Source organism: Francisella sp. 19S2-4, assembly GCF_036281795.1.
Classification (GTDB): Bacteria; Pseudomonadota; Gammaproteobacteria; order Francisellales; family Francisellaceae; genus Francisella.
In genome coordinates this window covers 1-18,243 of record NZ_JAWUZH010000023.1, presented here as the reverse complement: position 1 = coordinate 18,243, position 18,243 = coordinate 1, and the positions used below count along the sequence as shown (strand labels likewise).

Here is an 18,243-nt window from a genome sequence, read left to right as displayed (position 1 = left end):
TTTCACAACAACTTCCTTTAAAGCTTTACAAAATCACATAGATTGAATAGCAGTAATTGCAATTGTATAAGTTATATCATCAATTGTAGCACCTCTTGATAGGTCATTTACAGGCTTATTAACTCCTTGTAAAACTGGGCCTATACTTAAAACATTTGCGCTTCTTTGTACTGCCTTATAAACGGTATTACCTGTATTTAAATCTGGAAATATTAGAACAGTTGCTTTACCAGCAACAGGACTATTTGGAGCTTTTTTATTAGCAACACTTTCTATCATAGCTGCATCATATTGTAATGGTCCATCTACAAGTAGTTCTGGTGCTCGCTGTTTGAGCATTTCTGTTGCTAGCCTAACTTTTTCAACCTGCGCTCCAGACCCTGAAGTTCCTGTACTATAGCTAATCATAGCAACTCGTGGCTCAATACTAAATTTCTTGGCAGACTCAGCACTTTGGATTGCGATATCTACTAACTGCTCTGCTGTTGGATCTTGATTTACTGCACAATCTGCAAATACGATAACCTCATCAGGCATACACATAAAAAACACTGAAGAAACTAAAGTATTATTTTGATTAGGTTTTTTTATTAGTTGTAATGCAGGTCTTAAGACATCTGCTGTAGCATGCTCTGCTCCTGACACTAAGCCATCAACCTCACCAAGATATAGCATAAGTGTTGCTACTACTATAGGATCCTTGATAACTTCACGTGCTATCCCTTCAGATAACCCTTTATGTTTTCTTAATTTAAGCAAAAGATCTAAATATTTAGCCTCAGCAGTATCATCAATTGTTACAACTTCAATATCATTAGGCAAACAAAACCCATTTAGCTCCGCGACTTTATTAATTTTTTCTCTATCACCAATTAATACACACTCAGCTAAGCCTTGCTCATGACAATTTTTTGCTGCTTGTAAAGTTCGTGGTTCATAACTTTCTGGTAAAATAATACGCTTTTTAGCTTTTCTTGCCATCTTTAATAAATGATATCTAAATGCCGGTGGAGACATTACCTTCTCTTTAAAGTCATTCGATGTTATTGCAGCAATTATCTTATCTCTATCTAATGAACTAGATATTGCTTCTTTTACCTTTTGAATTCTTTCTTTATCATCAATTGGGATTCCCATCAAATCAATATTGGCAATTTTAAGAATAGTATGCACACTCTTATTTTTTGTCGTAAGTATTGCAAAACCAGATTTTTCAGCTGTTTCAATACATAACTGCCTAACATTCTGTTTTACTTTTTCATGAATATGTTCTTCAGCTGTCAGAACTATACCTGCAATTTTCATCCCATTCTGTACAGCCAAGCATACAGTCACCAAAATATCTGAGCGATCAGCAGATGTTATAACCAACGAGTTTGGAGTCAGATCATTAACAAAATTATCAACTCCTCTAGAACACATCATAACTCTCTCAACACGGGCATCTAAATTTACATTTGATAGCATATTCAAATTAAGAGTATTTTTAATATCCAGTACTCGAGGAAAAGTTCTCTCCTTCTCCCAATCTGTAACACCAACTAAACTTAACCCTTTTTTTGCAAATACTGGTAACTTCTCAAGCTGCTCCCTAGTAACATGGCCTTGCTCTTGAGTTAAAGTACTTTCATCTGTCAAACTGAAGCTAACTTTACCATCATCATCATAAGGAGCATTTAGTTTTGTAATTATTGCACCGATTATTTTTATTTTTTTTGGTATTGTTCTAATTGCATAAGCTATTTCATCATTAATATCTTCTAGAGGTTTATTACCATGGTATGATGTTATTATCACATCTGCATTCAAAGCCTTTATAATCTCAATATTTAACTGATCAACAATAGCATTAATAGGATATAACTTGTGCGACCCGCTCCCTTGTCGAAATAATCCAGCAATAATTATAAAATCTGCCTCTTGGCATTTTTCATAAAACTTGCTTAAAACTACTTCTACATAATCTTTAACTCGATCATTTAGTAAATAAGCTTCTATTTCTTCAATCGACATCCCCATATCATAAATGGGATGAAAAGAATCAACCTTAAGACCTTTTTGTTGCAAAGAATATCTTAAACTACTTACTAAAACTCTCAAGCCAGTATGTTTTGATGTTGGTAATATAAATATAGATTCTTTCATAGCATTCTCTTAGATTAAATTTTGTGTCTCTTGAGCTATCATTAACTCTTCATTTGTTGCTATAACCATTATTTTATAACTGTTTGCAGAGCTTATAAACAAGTCAGACTTATTATTTTTTTCAGTGTCAACTTTAAAACCAATATTGTTTAACTTTGAAATAATATTTTCACGAATATTAACAGCATTTTCACCTATACCACCAGTGAATACAAGAGCATCAAAATCCTTAAAATATAATATGTAGCTAGCTACAAACTTAGCTACGCGATGACAAAACATTTCTATTGCTAATCTAGCTAAATCGTCACCTTGTGCTGCTAACTCAGAAACTTCTCGCATATCATTATGACCACATATACCTAAAAGACCACTTTTCTTATTTAGCATATTCGTTATTTCAACAATATCCCAACCAAGATTATCCGATATGTATGCAAAAATACTTGGGTCTATAGCTCCAGAACGTGTACCCATTACTAAACCATCTAAAGGAGTCAATCCCATACTAGTATCCATACTTTTTCCATCAACAACAGCTGTTATACTACAACCGTTACCAAGGTGGGCAACTATCACATTAGACTTTTGCTTACCTAATATCTTTGCAGCTTGTTGAGATACATACTTATGAGATGTTCCATGAGCTCCATATTTTTTTATATTATGTTTTTCAGTGAGTTCTCTTGGTATTGCATAATCTGCAACATAGTTAGGTATCGTTTGATGAAAAGCTGTATCAAAAACTGCAACTTGAGCTAAATTCGGAAAAATTTGTTGGCAAAAAATAATTCCCTCAATATGGGCAGGATTATGTAATGGCGCCAAAGGAATACAGTCTTTGATTTTTTGCAGTGAATCCTGGTTTATTAACACAGATTTTGAAAAAAACTTTCCTCCATGAACCACTCTATGACCAATAGCAGAAATTTTATTTAAATAACTCTCTGCTGATAAAAACTGCTTAATCTCATTAAAGACATCAGAGTACAAACCATTTTCAATATTCTTTTGAGTTTTTACCTTTGATTTAAAGCAAATCTTACAGTTTTTACTACCAATATTCTCTGCTAAACCTGTTAAGAGAGACTCTGCTGTATTTGGATTAATAAGTGCAAACTTTACTGATGAACTTCCACAGTTCAAAACTAATATATGTGACATTTCTTTGAGAAGTAGAAAAATACTATGTAGCCATTATACTCCTTTTATATCTATTAGGCTAACTGTAGAGCAAAGGATCTATTAATAAATACTTATTTATGGTAAAAACTAGAAAGGAATATCATCATCAAAATTAGAAGAATTAATTTCTGCAAAATCTGGCATCTCATTTTGTTTTTTCTGCTGTGGTTGATTTTGATTAAAGTTATTTCCTGATTGCTGATTAAAATTTTGGTTATTTTGATAGTTAGGATTGTTAGAACCTCCTTGAGTATTGCCACCACCCACAAATTGGAAGTTATTAGCAACAATCTCAGTTGTATACTGCATATTCCCATTTTTATCTTGCCATTTATTAGTACGTAACCTTCCTTCAATAAAAAGTTGTGATCCTTTACTAGCATATCTTTGGATAGTTTCAGCAGTTTTACCAAAAACAACTACTCGATGCCACTCTGTAGTTATATTTTCCCCAATACCATCATTAGTTGCGATACTCAAAGTAGCTACCATAGTACCATTTTGAGTAGTTCTAACTTCCGGATCATTTCCTAATCGTCCTAATAGAATAACTTTATTAACCGTCCCTTTGGCCATTTTAAACTCCCATTTTCTTTATATAATTACACTATTACAGCATACATTAAAAAAGCTTACCTTATAAGGTTGTTTAGAATATTTTTTTGATTTTCTAAAATATTTATTTAATCTTCTTACAATTCATTAATTGCAAAATCTATTTCATCAAAATTAAAGCCATTATACGCTAAGTAATTCATAGCCTTTTGTTTTAACTTAAAATCAGACCGTACTTGTTTGATATCTTTATATTTTTTTTGCAAGCATTTTTTGCACAATTCAAACCAATCAACATCCTGATCATCTAAAATACTTAAAACCAACTCTTGAGATAAACCTTTCTGGTAAACTGCAGTATTTATAATCCTCTTTTTACCTCTAAGCTTAGATAACTCGCTTCCCACAAAGACGTTAGCAAAACGCTGATCAGATAGCCATTTATTTTTCTCAAACTCATCAAGTAAAGATTCTATTTCTTGTGGTGAGATATTATCTCGATTATAGAGTTTGTCAGAAAGTTGTTTTCGTGAATAATCTTGCTTGGCAAGAAGATAAAGAAGATAATTTTTTTCTTTAGATAAGCTCATCTTGAGTAACTAATTCAGAATCTTTCTGTGCATACTTATGGGGTAATAAAAGCTCAAGAATTGCCTTTTCTATTTCATCACGCTCTTGAGTATTTTCTTTTAGATAATCTTTGGCTTTTTCTTTGCCTTGACCAATCTTCTTGCCTTTATAGCTATACCAAGCACCTGATTTTTCTATGATATTATGCTTTGCTCCTAGATCAACTAATTCCGCTTCTAATGAGAGACCTTCACCATAAATAAGCTCAAATTCTGCTTGTTTAAATGGAGGAGCTACTTTATTTTTTACAATTTTAACTTTAATCTCATTACCACTAATATCAGTACCATCCTTAATGGAGCCACCTTTTCTAACCTCTAAACGTACAGATGAGTAAAACTTAAGAGCATTTCCTCCAGTAGTTGTCTCTGGATTGCCAAACATTACTCCTATTTTCATACGAATTTGGTTAATAAACATAACCAATGTATTTGAACGTTTAATATTCGCTGTTAACTTTCTCAAAGCTTGTGACATTAATCTTGCTTGTAAGCCCATATGAGAATCACCCATATCACCCTCAATCTCAGCCTTTGGAGTTAGTGCTGCTACTGAGTCAATAACGACAATATCAACCCCTCCAGAACGTACAAGCATATCTGCTATCTCTAATGCTTGTTCACCTGTATCTGGTTGAGAAACTATCAAATTATCAACATCAACTCCTAAAAGCTTGGCGTACTTAGGATCAAGTGCATGTTCAGCATCAATGAAAGCTGCTGTACCACCTTGCTTTTGACATTGCGCAATAGCCAATAAAGTAAGTGTTGTCTTACCTGAGGACTCATGGCCATATATTTCTATTATTCGTCCCTTTGGATATCCTCCAATACCTAATGCCACATCAAGAGCAATAACACCAGAAGGTATAACTTCTATATCATGAGCTGCTTGCTGATCACCTAGTTTCATAACAGAGCCTTTACCAAATTGTTTTTCAATCTGGGCAAGAGCTGACTCTAAAGCTTTTTCTTTACTCATAAATACTATGTCCTTTTATCTATATTAGTAATTAGTGCTGTTTACCATCTGCTGACTCTTTTAGAGAATCTTGATACATAGCATCAAAATTCACAGCAGATAAGCACAATTGAGGAAATCCACCACTCAATACTAAGTCTGAAACTGCTTCACGCGCATAATGATAAAGAATATTAGGACAAAATGCTTTTTTAGCATGCTCAACTTGCTCTTCCTGCATGTTTGATACTGTAAAGATTCCAGCCTGTTTTACTTCTATTTCAAAAGCTGTCATACCATCATTTTCAACTTTTATTTCAAGTGTTAAAATACTTTCATAAGTATTTTCTTCTGGAAGATTTATTGCATCTACTTTTAAATCAGTATGTAATTCTGGTCTCCAAGCTGTAGACCAAATTTTATCAGAATTAGGTATAGAGAAAGAAAGATCTTTTACATAAACTTTTTGAATTTGAAATTGTGGTTGTTGTTGATCCATTTTAATGGTCCTTAATAATTTTTTATTTCGCTAATGATTTAACTGGATAGCTAGCTTGCATCCAAGCACCTAAGCCGCCTTTAAGTATAAATACCTGTTCAAAGCCTTCTTTGCGCAATTCTTGCATAGCTTTTGTTGCATTATCTCCATAGATAACAATTGGTTTTGACTGATACTTAGCTAATCTCTTATGTTTTTGTGAAATTTCATCTAATTGAATATTTTGCGCTCCAATAATATGAGCTTTAGCAAAAGCCTCTTGATCCCTTAGGTCTAAGTACACTCCTTTACCTCTATTTACAGTTGTCACAGCATCTGTAACAGATAATGTATACTGAGACTTTTTAGTCTGAGTTAGCTCAAAAACTATATATATCGCTAACAATACAATGAAAGACAAACAAAACACTAAGTTTTGTGAAACAAAATAACCTAAATTTTCCATACTCTAACTTTCTTTTATAATTATTTCTAAATATAGATTAAGATTATACATAGCTTTAGATCTAAAAAAAAGAAGCTTTTAGTTTAATAAATAAAAGGATTTTAAGAAAAATAGAATTTATTATGATGATTATTGCATTTTAGCAATAACTTGCTTAGTTACATCGATACCATCAACATTGTATAAACTCATTTCAGAAGGTAAAACAGCATCACAACCTTTATCTTTAGCAACATCGCCAGAAGCTTTTGTTAAAGCATCTTTAAATGCATCAGCATCATCAGAAGCCATTTTTTGAACTTGATTCATTAAATCTTGATACTGTTGCATAGCTTTTTCAAGATCTGCTTGAGCTTGCTGCTTATCTTGATTTTCTGACTGATCTGCTGCTTGAGCTTGTGACTTATCACCTTTAGCATCATCAGATACTACGTCATCTTTTTCTTCAGTATAAGAGTTTACTTTTTGTTGTAAATTAGTAATTGTCTTTTTAAGCTGATCCATCTGTGGCTTTAATTTTTGTTGATCTGCAGTAACTTTTGCTTTACCAAGTGGAGATGTCTCAAAAATATCTTGAACATTAGCAAAACATACACCACCAGCCATAGCTGTTGTAGCTGAAACCATTAAACCACCAGCAATCATTGCTCCTAAAACAGTCTTTTTCATAATTTTTCCTTATCTTTGTTAGTTTTAACTTCTTTCATTATCGATTATAGTCATGGTTTTTATATGTTTCAACATTTATTTAAAACTAAAACTAGTCTCTGATAAAGCTTTATAATAAACACTATTACCTATTTTTTGAGATACTGTTGTTAAAAAGTCTAACGGCTGAGTATAGTCAACAATCTCTAAATTATTTAATTTTTCTCTTTTCAGCTGATCAATAGATGCAAACCCATCTACAAGACCCATTTTTTCAGCTTCTATTCCACTAAAGGGCAAGCCCGAAAAAGTTGTATCCTGAGATTTATCTTTTAGTCTATCACCTCTGGATTTTTCAACTGCATCTATAAACACTTGATGTGTTTCATCAAGAAGCTTTTTAAATACTTTTGTTTGGTTTGGTTTCTCTGGTGAAAAAGGATCTAAGAAGTCTTTATTATTACCAGATGTATAGGTTCTTCTTTGGATACCAAGTTTATCCATAAGACCAGTAAACCCAAAGCCACTACCAACAACTCCAATAGATCCGGTAATTGTCATTTTATTTACATAGATTTCTTTAGCCCCAGCAGCTACATAGTATCCACCACTAGCACAAACATCAGTACACACAGCATACATTGGTATCTTCGGATATTTCTTCTGTAGATATCTCATATGAGAATATATATCATCAGCCTGTACTGGCGATCCTCCAGGACTATTTATCTCAACGATAACAGCTTTTGTTAACTTACTATCATAAGCATCATCTAAGCTTTTATTAATCCTTTGAGCATTTGCTTCAGAATCACTTTCAATAACGCCTTGGACTTTTACTAAAGCTATATGAGGCGAAAGTTCTTTAGATGAGGATCCAAATAATCCTGGGACGATTATAATCAGTACAAGTAAAATCACTATAGTTCTAATAAAGAGTTTCCAACGCCTTTTACCTTGAATATCTTTAATATGTATTTTTGCTAGTTTTTCTAATGTTTCATTGGAAATGTTATTTTCCATTATAGCTCCATTTTTGTTAATATTTACAGAATAAATTTTAAACGCATTTTAAAAAAAATACATTAGCTAAATTCGGAGATAAATAAAATGCCAATGACTTTAGAAGCAAAATCTAATAACTTAGGCTTAAGCAATATTCAAAAGCATATTTTTTTATGTTGTGATCAAGATAGACAAAAATGTTGTGCTGGAAATGTTTCCATAAAATCATGGGAGTATCTTAAAAAAAGGCTTCAAGAACTAAAACTATCGCAAAATGGCCATATATATAGATCAAAAACATACTGTTTAAGAGTTTGCCAAAATGGCCCTATTGCTGTTGTTCACCCTGATAATATTTGGTATCACTCATGCACTCCTGAAGTATTAGAAGAAATAATACAGAAACATTTAATCAATGGACAAATAGTTGAAAAATACGTATTTAGTAAGCCATAAAAAAATCCTTTGTATCCCGACTCTTAATCGCTATTAGATCTTGTAGATATTTCTAACCATATGTATATTTGAACTTATGTCTAGGTACTATCATGTAAGAGATAAGTTATGAAAGGATATATAACGGGGAAAAAAGTCTTAAATACTGCAGCAAAAGCAAACAATGTTGCTGAATATGTCGTCGCTAGGCTTGTAGATCTAGGAATTACAAATTCATTTTGTGTTCCTGGAGATTTTTCCTTTTCAATTGATAGAGCTCTAATTAGCAATCCAGAATTAACAAATATTATTAATGCTAATGAATTAAATGCCAGCTATGCTGCAGATGGCTATGCTCGAGTTAAAGGTGCTGCAATAATATCTACCACATATGCTGTTGGAGAGCTTAGCGCTCTAAATGGAATAATGGGTTCAAAAGCAGAGAACTTAACTGTTTTTCATCTAGTTGGAACACCTAATGATATTGCTGTTGCAAAAAAAAGACAAATTCACCACACTTTAGGAGATGGCGAGTTTAATACCTTCTTTAACATATCAGCCACTTCAGCTTGTGTATCTGCGATAATAACTCCTGATAATGCTCGCAGAGAGATGAATAGAGTTATCGCAGAAGCTTTCAAACAACGTAAACCTGCTTATATTTCTATTTCTCTAGATGATGGAAAAAGACAAGTTACAGATAATACTCCTGATGATTTTGATTGTTACAATATACAAAGTGATCAAACTCAACTGAGAAATGCTCTTGAATTTCTGCAATCTCAGTTAAATGGATCAAAAAAAATAGTTGCCATTCCATCAATTAAACTTGATCGTTTCAATCTAACTAACCAGGCTATTCATTTAATTGAAAAGCTAAATATCCCTTTTGCCGTGATGCCTCATGATAAAAGCGTAATATCCGAAAGTCATCCTAATTATGTAGGATTTTATGCTGGTAATCTTTCTGATGAAGGTACTTCTAAAATAGTTGAAGAAGCCGATGTTGTTTTAAATATTGGCGATGCTCTGTGGTCAGATTTTAATACATCTGCATTTACAAATAATCTTAATTTAAACAAAGTAATAAATTTGGCCCCTAATTTTGTCGAATCGGAAAAGCATTATTTTAAAGAAGTTTATTTATCAGATTTAATTGATAAATTATTAGAGATAGATGTAAGTATCAATTATCAGCCTAGATATTTAAGACCAGAAAAGAAAAAATATTCTATAGAAAAAAAACCTATCACTTTAGATAACCTATATTCTCAATTAAGCGACTTTTTAAAAAGCTCTGATAATATTGTCGTTGAAACAGGTTCTTCTTCATTAAACTTTGTAAAATACCCACTACCTCAAAACACAAAATATTATAATCAAACATTATGGGGATCAATTGGCTGGGCAACACCTGCTACTTTAGGAGTTGCACTAGCAAAACCAGATTCAAAAGTAATACTACTAACGGGAGAAGGGTCTCATCAACTCACTCTTAATGAACTAGGTGTCATGGGTAGATATGACATAAATCCTATAATTATATGCATCAATAACAATGGCTATACTGTTGAGAGAGCTCTAGAACTAGATCCAAACCCAAATTATGATGACATAGCTCAACTAAACTATACGCTATTACCTAAAGCCTTTGGTTGTAAAGATTGGCTATCTATAAAGGTCAAAACAGAAATTGAATTAGCTAATGCCTTAAAAAGTGCTAGAGAACATCCTAAAGGTGTTTATATTGAGGTTATAGCAAATAAGTATGATTATGGTGAAGCTCTTGACTTCTATAACCATAACCTCAAGCAGATGTATGGTGAATAGCTATTTATACAATTTATCAAGAATAGGTTTAAATGTAATACCTTGTATAAAGATAGATAAAAGTACCGTAATATATATAACCGAAAAGGTTATAGAATGTTTTTCACTAAAAGGAATTGATAAGGCTAATGCTATAGATACGCCCCCTCTGAGCCCTCCCCATGTCATTGCAAAACTATTTTTCCAAAAATCTTTATTCACTTTTCTTTCTAAAAAAAGCATCGGTAAAGTGACACTAACATATCTAGCAACTATTGTAACAAAAAAGCCTATTAAAGCTGCAATGATTAAACCTGTTGTATATTTCATTTCTAAGATTTCAATGCCTACCAAAACAAATAAAAAGGTATTTAACAACTCATCAATAATAAACCAGAAACTATTTAAAGTATGCTTTGATCGCCTTGAAAGTTTATTCCTGAAGTTACTATTCCCTATTATCAAACCTGTTACAACCATAACTAATGGTCCTGAAACGGTCACTTGCTCTGCCAACCAGAAACCAAAACTAACTAAAGCTAAAGATATAATAATTAATGTTTGTCCATCATCTGCTCTATGCATAAACCATATACCTATATAACCAATCAAAACACCTAGTGCTATTCCTCCTAAACCTTCTCGCAAAAATAACATAATAATTTTATTTGCGGTTAAGTAATCTCCCGTGCTAAATATCATCGACACTAATACTACAAACAAAACTATAGATATAACATCATTAAATAATGATTCTCCTATTAGTACAGACTTCACCTTTTCAGGAACATTTTGATTTTTTTTGAATACTGCAAAAACTGTTACAGGATCTGTCGGAGATATAATAGCTCCAACAAGAAGGCAGACTGAATATGGTATATAATCATTCAAAATAATAGGTGCTATTAGCCAACAAATAGTTCCTATAATAAAAGTTGATATTAAAACTCCAACACTTGCGAAGGTAAGTATATTAGATAAATACTTCTTAAGATCAACAAAACTTAAATGCATTGCTGAAGCGAAAAGAAGGTAACCTAACATACCTTTAAGCACAACTTCTTTAAAATCTAAACTATTAAGCATTTTGTAAACAGGGGTAAATAATTGTGGCTCAATATTCATTGATGTAAACAATAAAAGAGAAACCAAGGCACTTACTATTATTAAACCAATAGACTTAGGAAGCTTTAAATATCTAAAATTCAAATAACTAGATATAGCTGTTATAACAGATAGCAAAACAAAAAATGTATAGTGTCCCAAAATATTTACCTTTACGTATATTTCTTTAATTAATTATATTTGTTAAACAGACTTAATTAAACTTTATTAACTTATAACTTTTAATTCAGTAAAAAATAGGAGTATAATTCATATTCAAAACTTATAGTGATATACTATAGTTTGAAATCTTCAGGGCAGGGCGAAATTCCCTACCGGCGGTAACCGTATAATACAGAAGCCCGCGAGCGCTTTCTAAAAATATTTAGAAAGGTCAGCAGATTTGGTGAGAATCCAAAGCCGACAGTATAGTCTGGATGGAAGAAGATTGGTAAAACTTATAATTTTTTTGAGGCTTAAAGTCAATATACATTGATTTTTTTGCTCTATGCTATGTTTTGCTCTCCTGCCCTAAGTATAACTAAAACATTAGATGGGCAAATGAAAAATATTGACAGATACTATATGCAACAAGCTTTAATTTTGGCAAACAGAGGAAAACTAACAGTTTCCCCTAATCCAATGGTTGGTTGTATTATAGTAAAAAATGGTGCCATTATTTCTGAAGGCTGGCATTCTATAGCAGGCGAACCCCATGCTGAGATACACGCCTTAAATAAAGTAGGAATTCACGCAAAAGACTCTATAGTATATGTAACTCTGGAACCATGTTGCCATCAAGGTAGAACTGCACCGTGTACAGATGCCCTAATTAAAGCAGGTGTTAAAAAAGTTATAATTGCAACTCTTGACCCAAACCCAAAGGTCGCTGGCAACGGAGTTAAAAAACTTCTTGAGGCTGGAATAGAGGTTGAAGTAGGACTACTAGAAAAACAATCTCAACAGCTGAATAAAATATTCTTCCACTATCAGAGAAACCAAACCCCTTTTGTATATGCAAAATGGGCAATGTCTTTAGATGGTAAAATATCTGTCAACTCAAATGACTCTAAAAAAATAAGCTCCGAAAAAGCCTTTGTTAACACACACCAATTGCGTAATATTTGTGATGCTATTTTAGTTGGTCGACAAACTCTTAATGAGGATAATCCTAGATTGGATGTCCGAATAAATGTCAATAAATGCAAGAACCCTATTAGATTTATTCTATTTAGTAAAATTGATGAAATTGATAATAACTGGAAAGTATTAGATCAAAATACTGCTAAGACAATTTTTGTCTGTAGTGATATCTCTGATAAAGCAAAATCTAAGCTTAACCAACTTGGTATTGAATATTGGACACTAATATCTAATAATAAACAAGTTTGCTTAAAAAGCTTATTAGAGAAGATGGGGAATATGGGAATAACAAGCCTTCTTGTTGAAGGAGGAAAGAAAACTCTAGAATCCTTTATAGATAAAAAGCTTATTAATGAGTTCGATACTTATCTAAGCCCAGTAATAATATCCAATCTCAATCCTAAAGAAAATTTATTTTTTAATAAAATATCAAAACTAGGCAACGACCTTGTTATAAACTCTAGCTTTAAGGAAAATAAAAATGTTTAGCGGCATTGTACAACAACTAGGTAAAGTAAAAAAAATATCTATTCAAAAAAATATTAAATCTTTTGAAATAGATTTTAGTAATAGTCAAAAATGTAAAATAGGCGATAGCGTAGCAATAAATGGTGTTTGTTTAACTGTTATAGAATTAAAAAATGATTCTACTATTGCAAGCTTTGATGCTGTGCCAGAGACTCTTAATAAGACAAACTTAGATATGCTAAAAGTTGATGATTACGTTAATACAGAACTTGCTCTTTGTTATGGTGATACTGTTGGTGGACATATGGTCCAAGGCCATGTTGATGAAAAAGGCATAATTCAAAATATCACAGATGTTGGTGGAGCCTGGATGGTTGAAATATCTGCATCAGAAAACTTTTTAAAATATCTAGTAAATAAAGGTTTTGTAACTATTGATGGTATGAGTATAACAATAGTTGATGTTTTAGATAAATCTTTTTCTGTAACACTAATACCACATACTATCGAGTCAACTATTGCAAAAAATTACACCCAAGGATCTATAGTAAATCTTGAAGCCGATGCAACAGGAAAATATATCTATAAATATATACAAGGACTTAAAGAAAATGTTTAAACAAATAAAGCACAATGTTGAGAATGCTATAAATGCTCTCAAGCAAGGAAAACCTGTAGTTGTACTTGATGATTACGATAGAGAGAATGAAGGCGACCTAATATTACCGGGGCAAAAAGCTACTGAAGAAAACATCGCATTCATGCTAAAGCATACAAGTGGTATTATATGTTTATCTATGGACTCAACACAAGCAACTAAACTAAATCTATCACCAATGGTTGCTGCTGATAAAAACAATAGTACATTCTCTACCCCTTTCACTGTAACTATAGAAGCTAAAGAAGGAGTTACAACAGGAGTTTCTGCAAAAGATAGAGCACACACTATTCAAGTAGCATCAAACCCAAATGCTACTGCTGATGAGCTTGCTCGCCCGGGTCATATTTTTCCACTTATTGCTAATGATAAAGGTGTTTTAGGGCGCAACGGTCATACTGAAGCAGCTGTTGATCTTATGAAGCTTAGTGGCTTTAATAGTGCTGGTGTTTTATGTGAGCTTATGAACAAAGATGGCTCAATGATGAAAGCTCAGCAACTTGAAGAGTTTGCTAAAAAATATGGACTACCGTTACTAACTATTGCTGAACTATATCAATATCGTTTGGCTACTGAGATTTTTATTGAGAAATCTGCAAGCTCTATAATCCCATTTGATCATGTTGGAGAGCTTGAAATGACAGTATATAGAGATAAATTTAATAACGAAGAAGTTGTTGTACTATCTAAACCTTATAAAGGTAATCAGCCACTTGTAAGAATGCACTCTTCATGTATAACTGGAGATCTTTTTGGATCATTACGTTGCGACTGTCAGGCTCAGTTAAGGAAAGCTATGCAAATGATTAATGAAGAAGGTGGGTATTTAATATATTTAAATCAAGAAGGAAGAGGTATTGGCTTAACAAACAAGCTAAAAGCATACAACCTTCAAATGCATCAAAATATGGATACTATCGAAGCTAATGTAGCTCTAGGACTGCCTATTGATGCTAGAAAATATGACTTAGCAATACAAGTTCTAAAGTATAATAAAATTGATAATTGTAGGCTTATTTCTAATAATCCTAAAAAAATTAATGCATTAGAAACTGCTGGGATACATGCAGAGCCTGTAGCTTGTGAAGCTTTTGTTAACTCTCATAATAAGAGCTACTTAATGACTAAGAAAAACAAGATGAAACATATGATAAAAGGAATATAGGTATAAAATATGGAAAAATTAGCTATTGTTGTAAGTGAGTTTAACTCTTTAATTACAGATAAAATGTTAGAAGGAGCTTTAGAAGAAGCATACTCTCAAGGATTAAAAGATAGTCAGATCCATATAAGAAAAGTTCCTGGTGCGGTTGAGCTACCATTTGCAGCTAAACTTTTAGCAGAGACTTCTAAATTTGATGCTATAGTGCTATTAGGTTGCGTAATTCGTGGTGAAACAGATCATTATGATTATGTCTGTGATCAAGTAAGCTATGGTACTCAAGAAGTTATGCTTGCATATAATTTACCTGTAATCTTTGGTATATTAACTACACATAACAAAGAACAAGCTTTGGAAAGAGTTGGCGGGAAAAAAGGTCACAAAGGAAAGTATTGTGTCCAAGCAGCTTTAACTATGGCAAAAATGAAAAAAGATATATTAGAACAAGGAGTTTAAATGTCTTTACAAATCTTAAAGTATCCTCACCCAGTTTTAAAAGAAGTAGCTGAGGAAGTTAAGAAAGAAGAAATAAATGATCAATTACGCGAAACTTTAGATGAAATGCGTGATATGATGCTTGAAGCAAGTGGCGTTGGGTTAGCAGCTATACAAGTAGGTATCAAAAAAAGATTTTTTATAATGTTTGAAAACTTAGAAGATAAATCTCCAGAGATTATAGCAGTCATAAACCCTAAGATAATAGAACAAGATGGCGAAGTAATTGATGAAGAAGGATGCTTATCTTTTCCTGGTGTCTCTGCAAAAGTAAAAAGAGCCACAAGTATAAAGATAGCAGCTTTAGATGAGTATGGTGAAGAGATTATAATTCAAAAAGAAGGATTTATTGCTCGTTGTATTCAACATGAAATAGATCACCTTAATGGTATAACATTCTTTGATCACTTGGGCTCACTTAAAAGAAAAATGATAGAGAAAAAATATATAAAACTTATGAAAGAAAACTCTGAAGTATAATTTTTTTAATCATTTTGGTAGACAAAGCTTTACTTTTTTTGCTAGCTAAGCAAAACTATTTTTTGATAAAAGTGAAAAACGGATTTATTTTAATTATGCGTAATATTTTTAAAAAAACATCATTAATGTTGCTTATCATAATAATAGCATCGTGTGGTATGCTAACTAACGATAAGTTTGTCTATGTTGGCCATGGAGCTAATACTCCAGATTATCAGTTATACTATGATAAGAGCCGTAAAATGTTTGTTCTTATTGATAAGCGAAATGGTTGTTTCCAAAAAGATGATACTGGTACATGTTTTGCTCTAACATTACAACAAGCTAGAGAGTTCAGACAAAAAGTTTTAGTTAAGATGATCGAAATAGATCTAAGACTTGCAAAAGATAATTATGGTAGCTACGCTATTGCCGAACTACAAAGAGCTGGTATAACAACTGTTAACAAACCTATAAAGATTAGTGATGTTTATGCAACTCCAATTAGACAAATTGTAGTTGATAGAAAGCAACAGTACCATCTAGTTAATCAAGAATATAAAATTCAAGCTAATCTTGTTGCAATGGTTACAACAGACGATGATGGCAAGAAACGCATAAAAGTTGCATATACTGTAGATTTCCCAGGACTTCAAAAAGTATATGGTACAGACCTTAGACCTTTTGTTATAGATCCTGAATATTTATATACTCATATGACTATAGATACTGTACATGAAGCGCATTATATGCAAAAAGATGTATTAAATAATCAAAAAGAAGTTAAAAAAGAAATTGCAGATTATCTTAATACTGTTGTAGATAAAAGTACTACAGGTAATGAAGAAAACATTGCCAATCAAATAGCGGCTCAAGATAGTGACATCCAAACTATAAATGATATTAACAGTGGTAGTGAGATAAAAACAGCCGCTAACAGTGGTAGCACTTCTAGTTCTACAAACAGTGACTCTATAGCTGGGAAATTAGACAGTGAGGATAGTAGTAGCAGTGCTTCTACAAGTAGTAACAGCTCTACAGCTGCAAATTTAGATAATGAGGATAGTAGTAGCTCTTCTGGATCAACAGTTAAAAATGACTCTATCGCTGCAAAATTAGATAGCGAATAAGCATAAAATCTATTTATCTAAAAAATACTCTACAATCCTTCTTAAACTATAATTCCTCCACCAAGACATACATCTTCATTATAGAAAACCACTGATTGACCAGGAGTAATAGCTCTTTGAGGCCTATCAAATATTACTTTAACAGAGCCATCTTGCATTACACTCACTTCACAAGACTGATCTTTTTGTCTGTAACGAACTTTAGCTTTACATTTAAAGTTATCTGCCGGTGGTTGTCCTGCTACCCAGCTTAAATCAATAGCTTCTAAAGAGTCTCTAAATAGCATTGGATGATCATGACCTTGCACAGCAATAAGTACATTATTCTCTAGATCTTTCTTTGCAGCAAACCAAGGTATCTCAGGACGGTTTTTTACTCCTCCGATGCCTAAACCTTGTCTTTGACCAATTGTATAATACATAAGACCATCATGCTCACCTATTTTGATACCATTCTCATCATGTATCTCACCTTTTTGAGCAGGTAGGTATTTTGATAAGAACTCCTTAAATTTTCGCTCTCCTATAAAACAAATACCTGTGCTGTCTTTTTTATCAAAAGTTACAAGGTTATTTTCTTTTGCTATTTGACGAACCTTTTCTTTTTCAATATCACCTATAGGGAATATAGTCTGTTTTAATTGTTCCTGACCAAGAGTATACAAGAAATATGTTTGATCCTTATTATCATCCAAGCCTTTGACAAGCCCTACAGAACCATCTTTTAATACGCGTGTGCGCGCATAATGTCCTGTTGCTATATAATCCCCACCAAGCAAATGAACATAGCTTAGAAAGGCTTTAAATTTGATTTCTTTATTACATAGAATATCTGGATTAGGTGTTCTGCCTGCTTTATATTCAATCAGAAAATGCTCAAAAACATTATCCCAATACTCTGCAGCGAAGTTTATTTTTTTAAATGGTATTCCTATAGAATCACAAACTGCTTTTGCATCTGCAATATCTTGCTCAGCCGAGCAAAATTCCTCATTATCATCCTCTTCCCAGTTTTTCATAAAAACACCTGTAACATCATAACCCTGCTGCTTTAACAGCAGAGCTGAGACTGATGAGTCAACTCCTCCTGAGATACCTACAACTACCTTTTTTGACATAAAACTTATATATAAAATGCTCACTAATATAAATTATATATGAAACTTACTATTCATTACAAAACATCCACACAATTTTATTGTAATGATTGAGATTAATAAAAGCTTTATAGATAAAAGACTGTTGAATTAATATCCCAAATTGTTAGATATATTTTGTAAAATACAGATGTTACAGATATTAGTATTT

General features: G+C 32.4%; 18 protein-coding genes, 1 pseudogene and 1 riboswitch. Of the genes and pseudogenes, 8 read left to right on the top strand and 11 right to left on the bottom strand.

What is annotated here, in order from left to right:
• Nucleotides 1-33: 33 nt before the first annotated feature.
• From pta to R8535_RS06310, 9 genes are all read right to left on the bottom strand, one after another.
• Nucleotides 34-2,145 (bottom strand): phosphate acetyltransferase, encoded by a 2,112-nt coding sequence (pta, locus tag R8535_RS06350; RefSeq protein ID WP_329497547.1) that lies wholly within the window; start codon nt 2,143-2,145, stop codon nt 34-36.
• Between the two features lie 9 nt (nt 2,146-2,154).
• Nucleotides 2,155-3,309 (bottom strand): acetate/propionate family kinase, encoded by a 1,155-nt coding sequence (locus tag R8535_RS06345; protein WP_329497548.1) that lies wholly within the window; start codon nt 3,307-3,309, stop codon nt 2,155-2,157.
• Between the two features lie 108 nt (nt 3,310-3,417).
• A complete protein-coding gene (locus R8535_RS06340; RefSeq protein WP_329497550.1) occupies nt 3,418-3,906 on the bottom strand; it encodes a single-stranded DNA-binding protein in 489 nt (162 codons plus the stop codon).
• 116 nt (nt 3,907-4,022) lie between these two features.
• Entirely contained in the window at nt 4,023-4,475 is a 453-nt protein-coding gene (locus R8535_RS06335; protein ID WP_329497552.1) for a regulatory protein RecX, read from the bottom strand.
• Nucleotides 4,462-5,496: a recombinase RecA gene (gene recA, locus R8535_RS06330; protein ID WP_329497555.1), complete on the bottom strand. Its 1,035-nt coding sequence runs from the start codon at nt 5,494-5,496 to the stop codon at nt 4,462-4,464. The genes R8535_RS06335 and recA overlap by 14 nt, the downstream gene beginning before the upstream one ends.
• Nucleotides 5,497-5,527: 31 nt before the next feature.
• Nucleotides 5,528-5,974 carry a protein-export chaperone SecB gene (secB, locus tag R8535_RS06325; RefSeq protein ID WP_329497556.1) on the bottom strand — a complete coding sequence of 149 codons (447 nt, stop codon included), beginning with the start codon at nt 5,972-5,974 and terminating at the stop codon, nt 5,528-5,530.
• Nucleotides 5,975-5,996: 22 nt separating this feature from the next.
• Entirely contained in the window at nt 5,997-6,419 is a 423-nt protein-coding gene (locus R8535_RS06320; protein ID WP_329497557.1) for a rhodanese-like domain-containing protein, read from the bottom strand.
• Between the two features lie 129 nt (nt 6,420-6,548).
• Complete coding sequence (locus tag R8535_RS06315) at nt 6,549-7,088, bottom strand: OmpH family outer membrane protein (protein ID WP_329497558.1); 540 nt, start codon at nt 7,086-7,088, stop codon at nt 6,549-6,551.
• Nucleotides 7,089-7,163: 75 nt separating this feature from the next.
• Complete coding sequence (locus R8535_RS06310) at nt 7,164-8,090, bottom strand: S49 family peptidase (RefSeq protein WP_329497560.1); 927 nt, start codon at nt 8,088-8,090, stop codon at nt 7,164-7,166.
• Nucleotides 8,091-8,177: 87 nt separating this feature from the next.
• Between R8535_RS06310 and R8535_RS06305 the strand changes: the two genes are divergently transcribed.
• A complete protein-coding gene (locus R8535_RS06305) occupies nt 8,178-8,528 on the top strand; it encodes a (2Fe-2S) ferredoxin domain-containing protein (RefSeq protein ID WP_329497562.1) in 351 nt (116 codons plus the stop codon).
• 108 nt (nt 8,529-8,636) lie between these two features.
• A complete protein-coding gene (locus R8535_RS06300; RefSeq protein ID WP_329497564.1) occupies nt 8,637-10,337 on the top strand; it encodes an alpha-keto acid decarboxylase family protein in 1,701 nt (566 codons plus the stop codon).
• On the opposite strand, the gene R8535_RS06295 is transcribed toward R8535_RS06300, so the two are convergent.
• The gene (locus R8535_RS06295) at nt 10,338-11,582 is read right to left on the bottom strand and encodes a cation:proton antiporter (RefSeq protein WP_329497566.1); all 1,245 of its coding nucleotides are present in this window, start codon (nt 11,580-11,582) and stop codon (nt 10,338-10,340) included.
• A 142-nt stretch (nt 11,583-11,724) separates the two neighbouring features.
• Nucleotides 11,725-11,873: riboswitch (FMN riboswitch) on the top strand.
• A 108-nt stretch (nt 11,874-11,981) separates the two neighbouring features.
• Here R8535_RS06295 and ribD point away from each other — a divergent pair.
• The 6 genes and pseudogenes from ribD to R8535_RS06265 all read left to right on the top strand — a co-directional run.
• Nucleotides 11,982-13,052 (top strand): bifunctional diaminohydroxyphosphoribosylaminopyrimidine deaminase/5-amino-6-(5-phosphoribosylamino)uracil reductase RibD, encoded by a 1,071-nt coding sequence (ribD, locus tag R8535_RS06290; RefSeq protein WP_329497582.1) that lies wholly within the window; start codon nt 11,982-11,984, stop codon nt 13,050-13,052.
• Nucleotides 13,045-13,650: a riboflavin synthase gene (locus R8535_RS06285; RefSeq protein WP_329497568.1), complete on the top strand. Its 606-nt coding sequence runs from the start codon at nt 13,045-13,047 to the stop codon at nt 13,648-13,650. Before ribD ends, R8535_RS06285 begins: the two co-directional genes overlap by 8 nt.
• The gene (ribB, locus tag R8535_RS06280) at nt 13,643-14,854 is read left to right on the top strand and encodes a 3,4-dihydroxy-2-butanone-4-phosphate synthase (protein WP_329497570.1); all 1,212 of its coding nucleotides are present in this window, start codon (nt 13,643-13,645) and stop codon (nt 14,852-14,854) included. The genes R8535_RS06285 and ribB overlap by 8 nt, the downstream gene beginning before the upstream one ends.
• 9 nt (nt 14,855-14,863) lie before the next feature.
• Nucleotides 14,864-15,307 (top strand): 6,7-dimethyl-8-ribityllumazine synthase, encoded by a 444-nt coding sequence (gene ribH, locus R8535_RS06275; RefSeq protein WP_329497572.1) that lies wholly within the window; start codon nt 14,864-14,866, stop codon nt 15,305-15,307.
• Entirely contained in the window at nt 15,308-15,826 is a 519-nt protein-coding gene (gene def / locus R8535_RS06270; protein WP_329497574.1) for a peptide deformylase, read from the top strand.
• Between the two features lie 95 nt (nt 15,827-15,921).
• A pseudogene (locus R8535_RS06265) lies at nt 15,922-16,839 on the top strand (FTN_0109 family protein); the annotation flags it as partial.
• A gap of 137 nt (nt 16,840-16,976) precedes the next feature.
• On the opposite strand, the gene mnmA reads toward R8535_RS06265, so the two are convergent.
• Complete coding sequence (mnmA, locus tag R8535_RS06260; protein WP_329497578.1) at nt 16,977-18,053, bottom strand: tRNA 2-thiouridine(34) synthase MnmA; 1,077 nt, start codon at nt 18,051-18,053, stop codon at nt 16,977-16,979.
• Between the last annotated feature and the right edge of the window lie 190 nt (nt 18,054-18,243).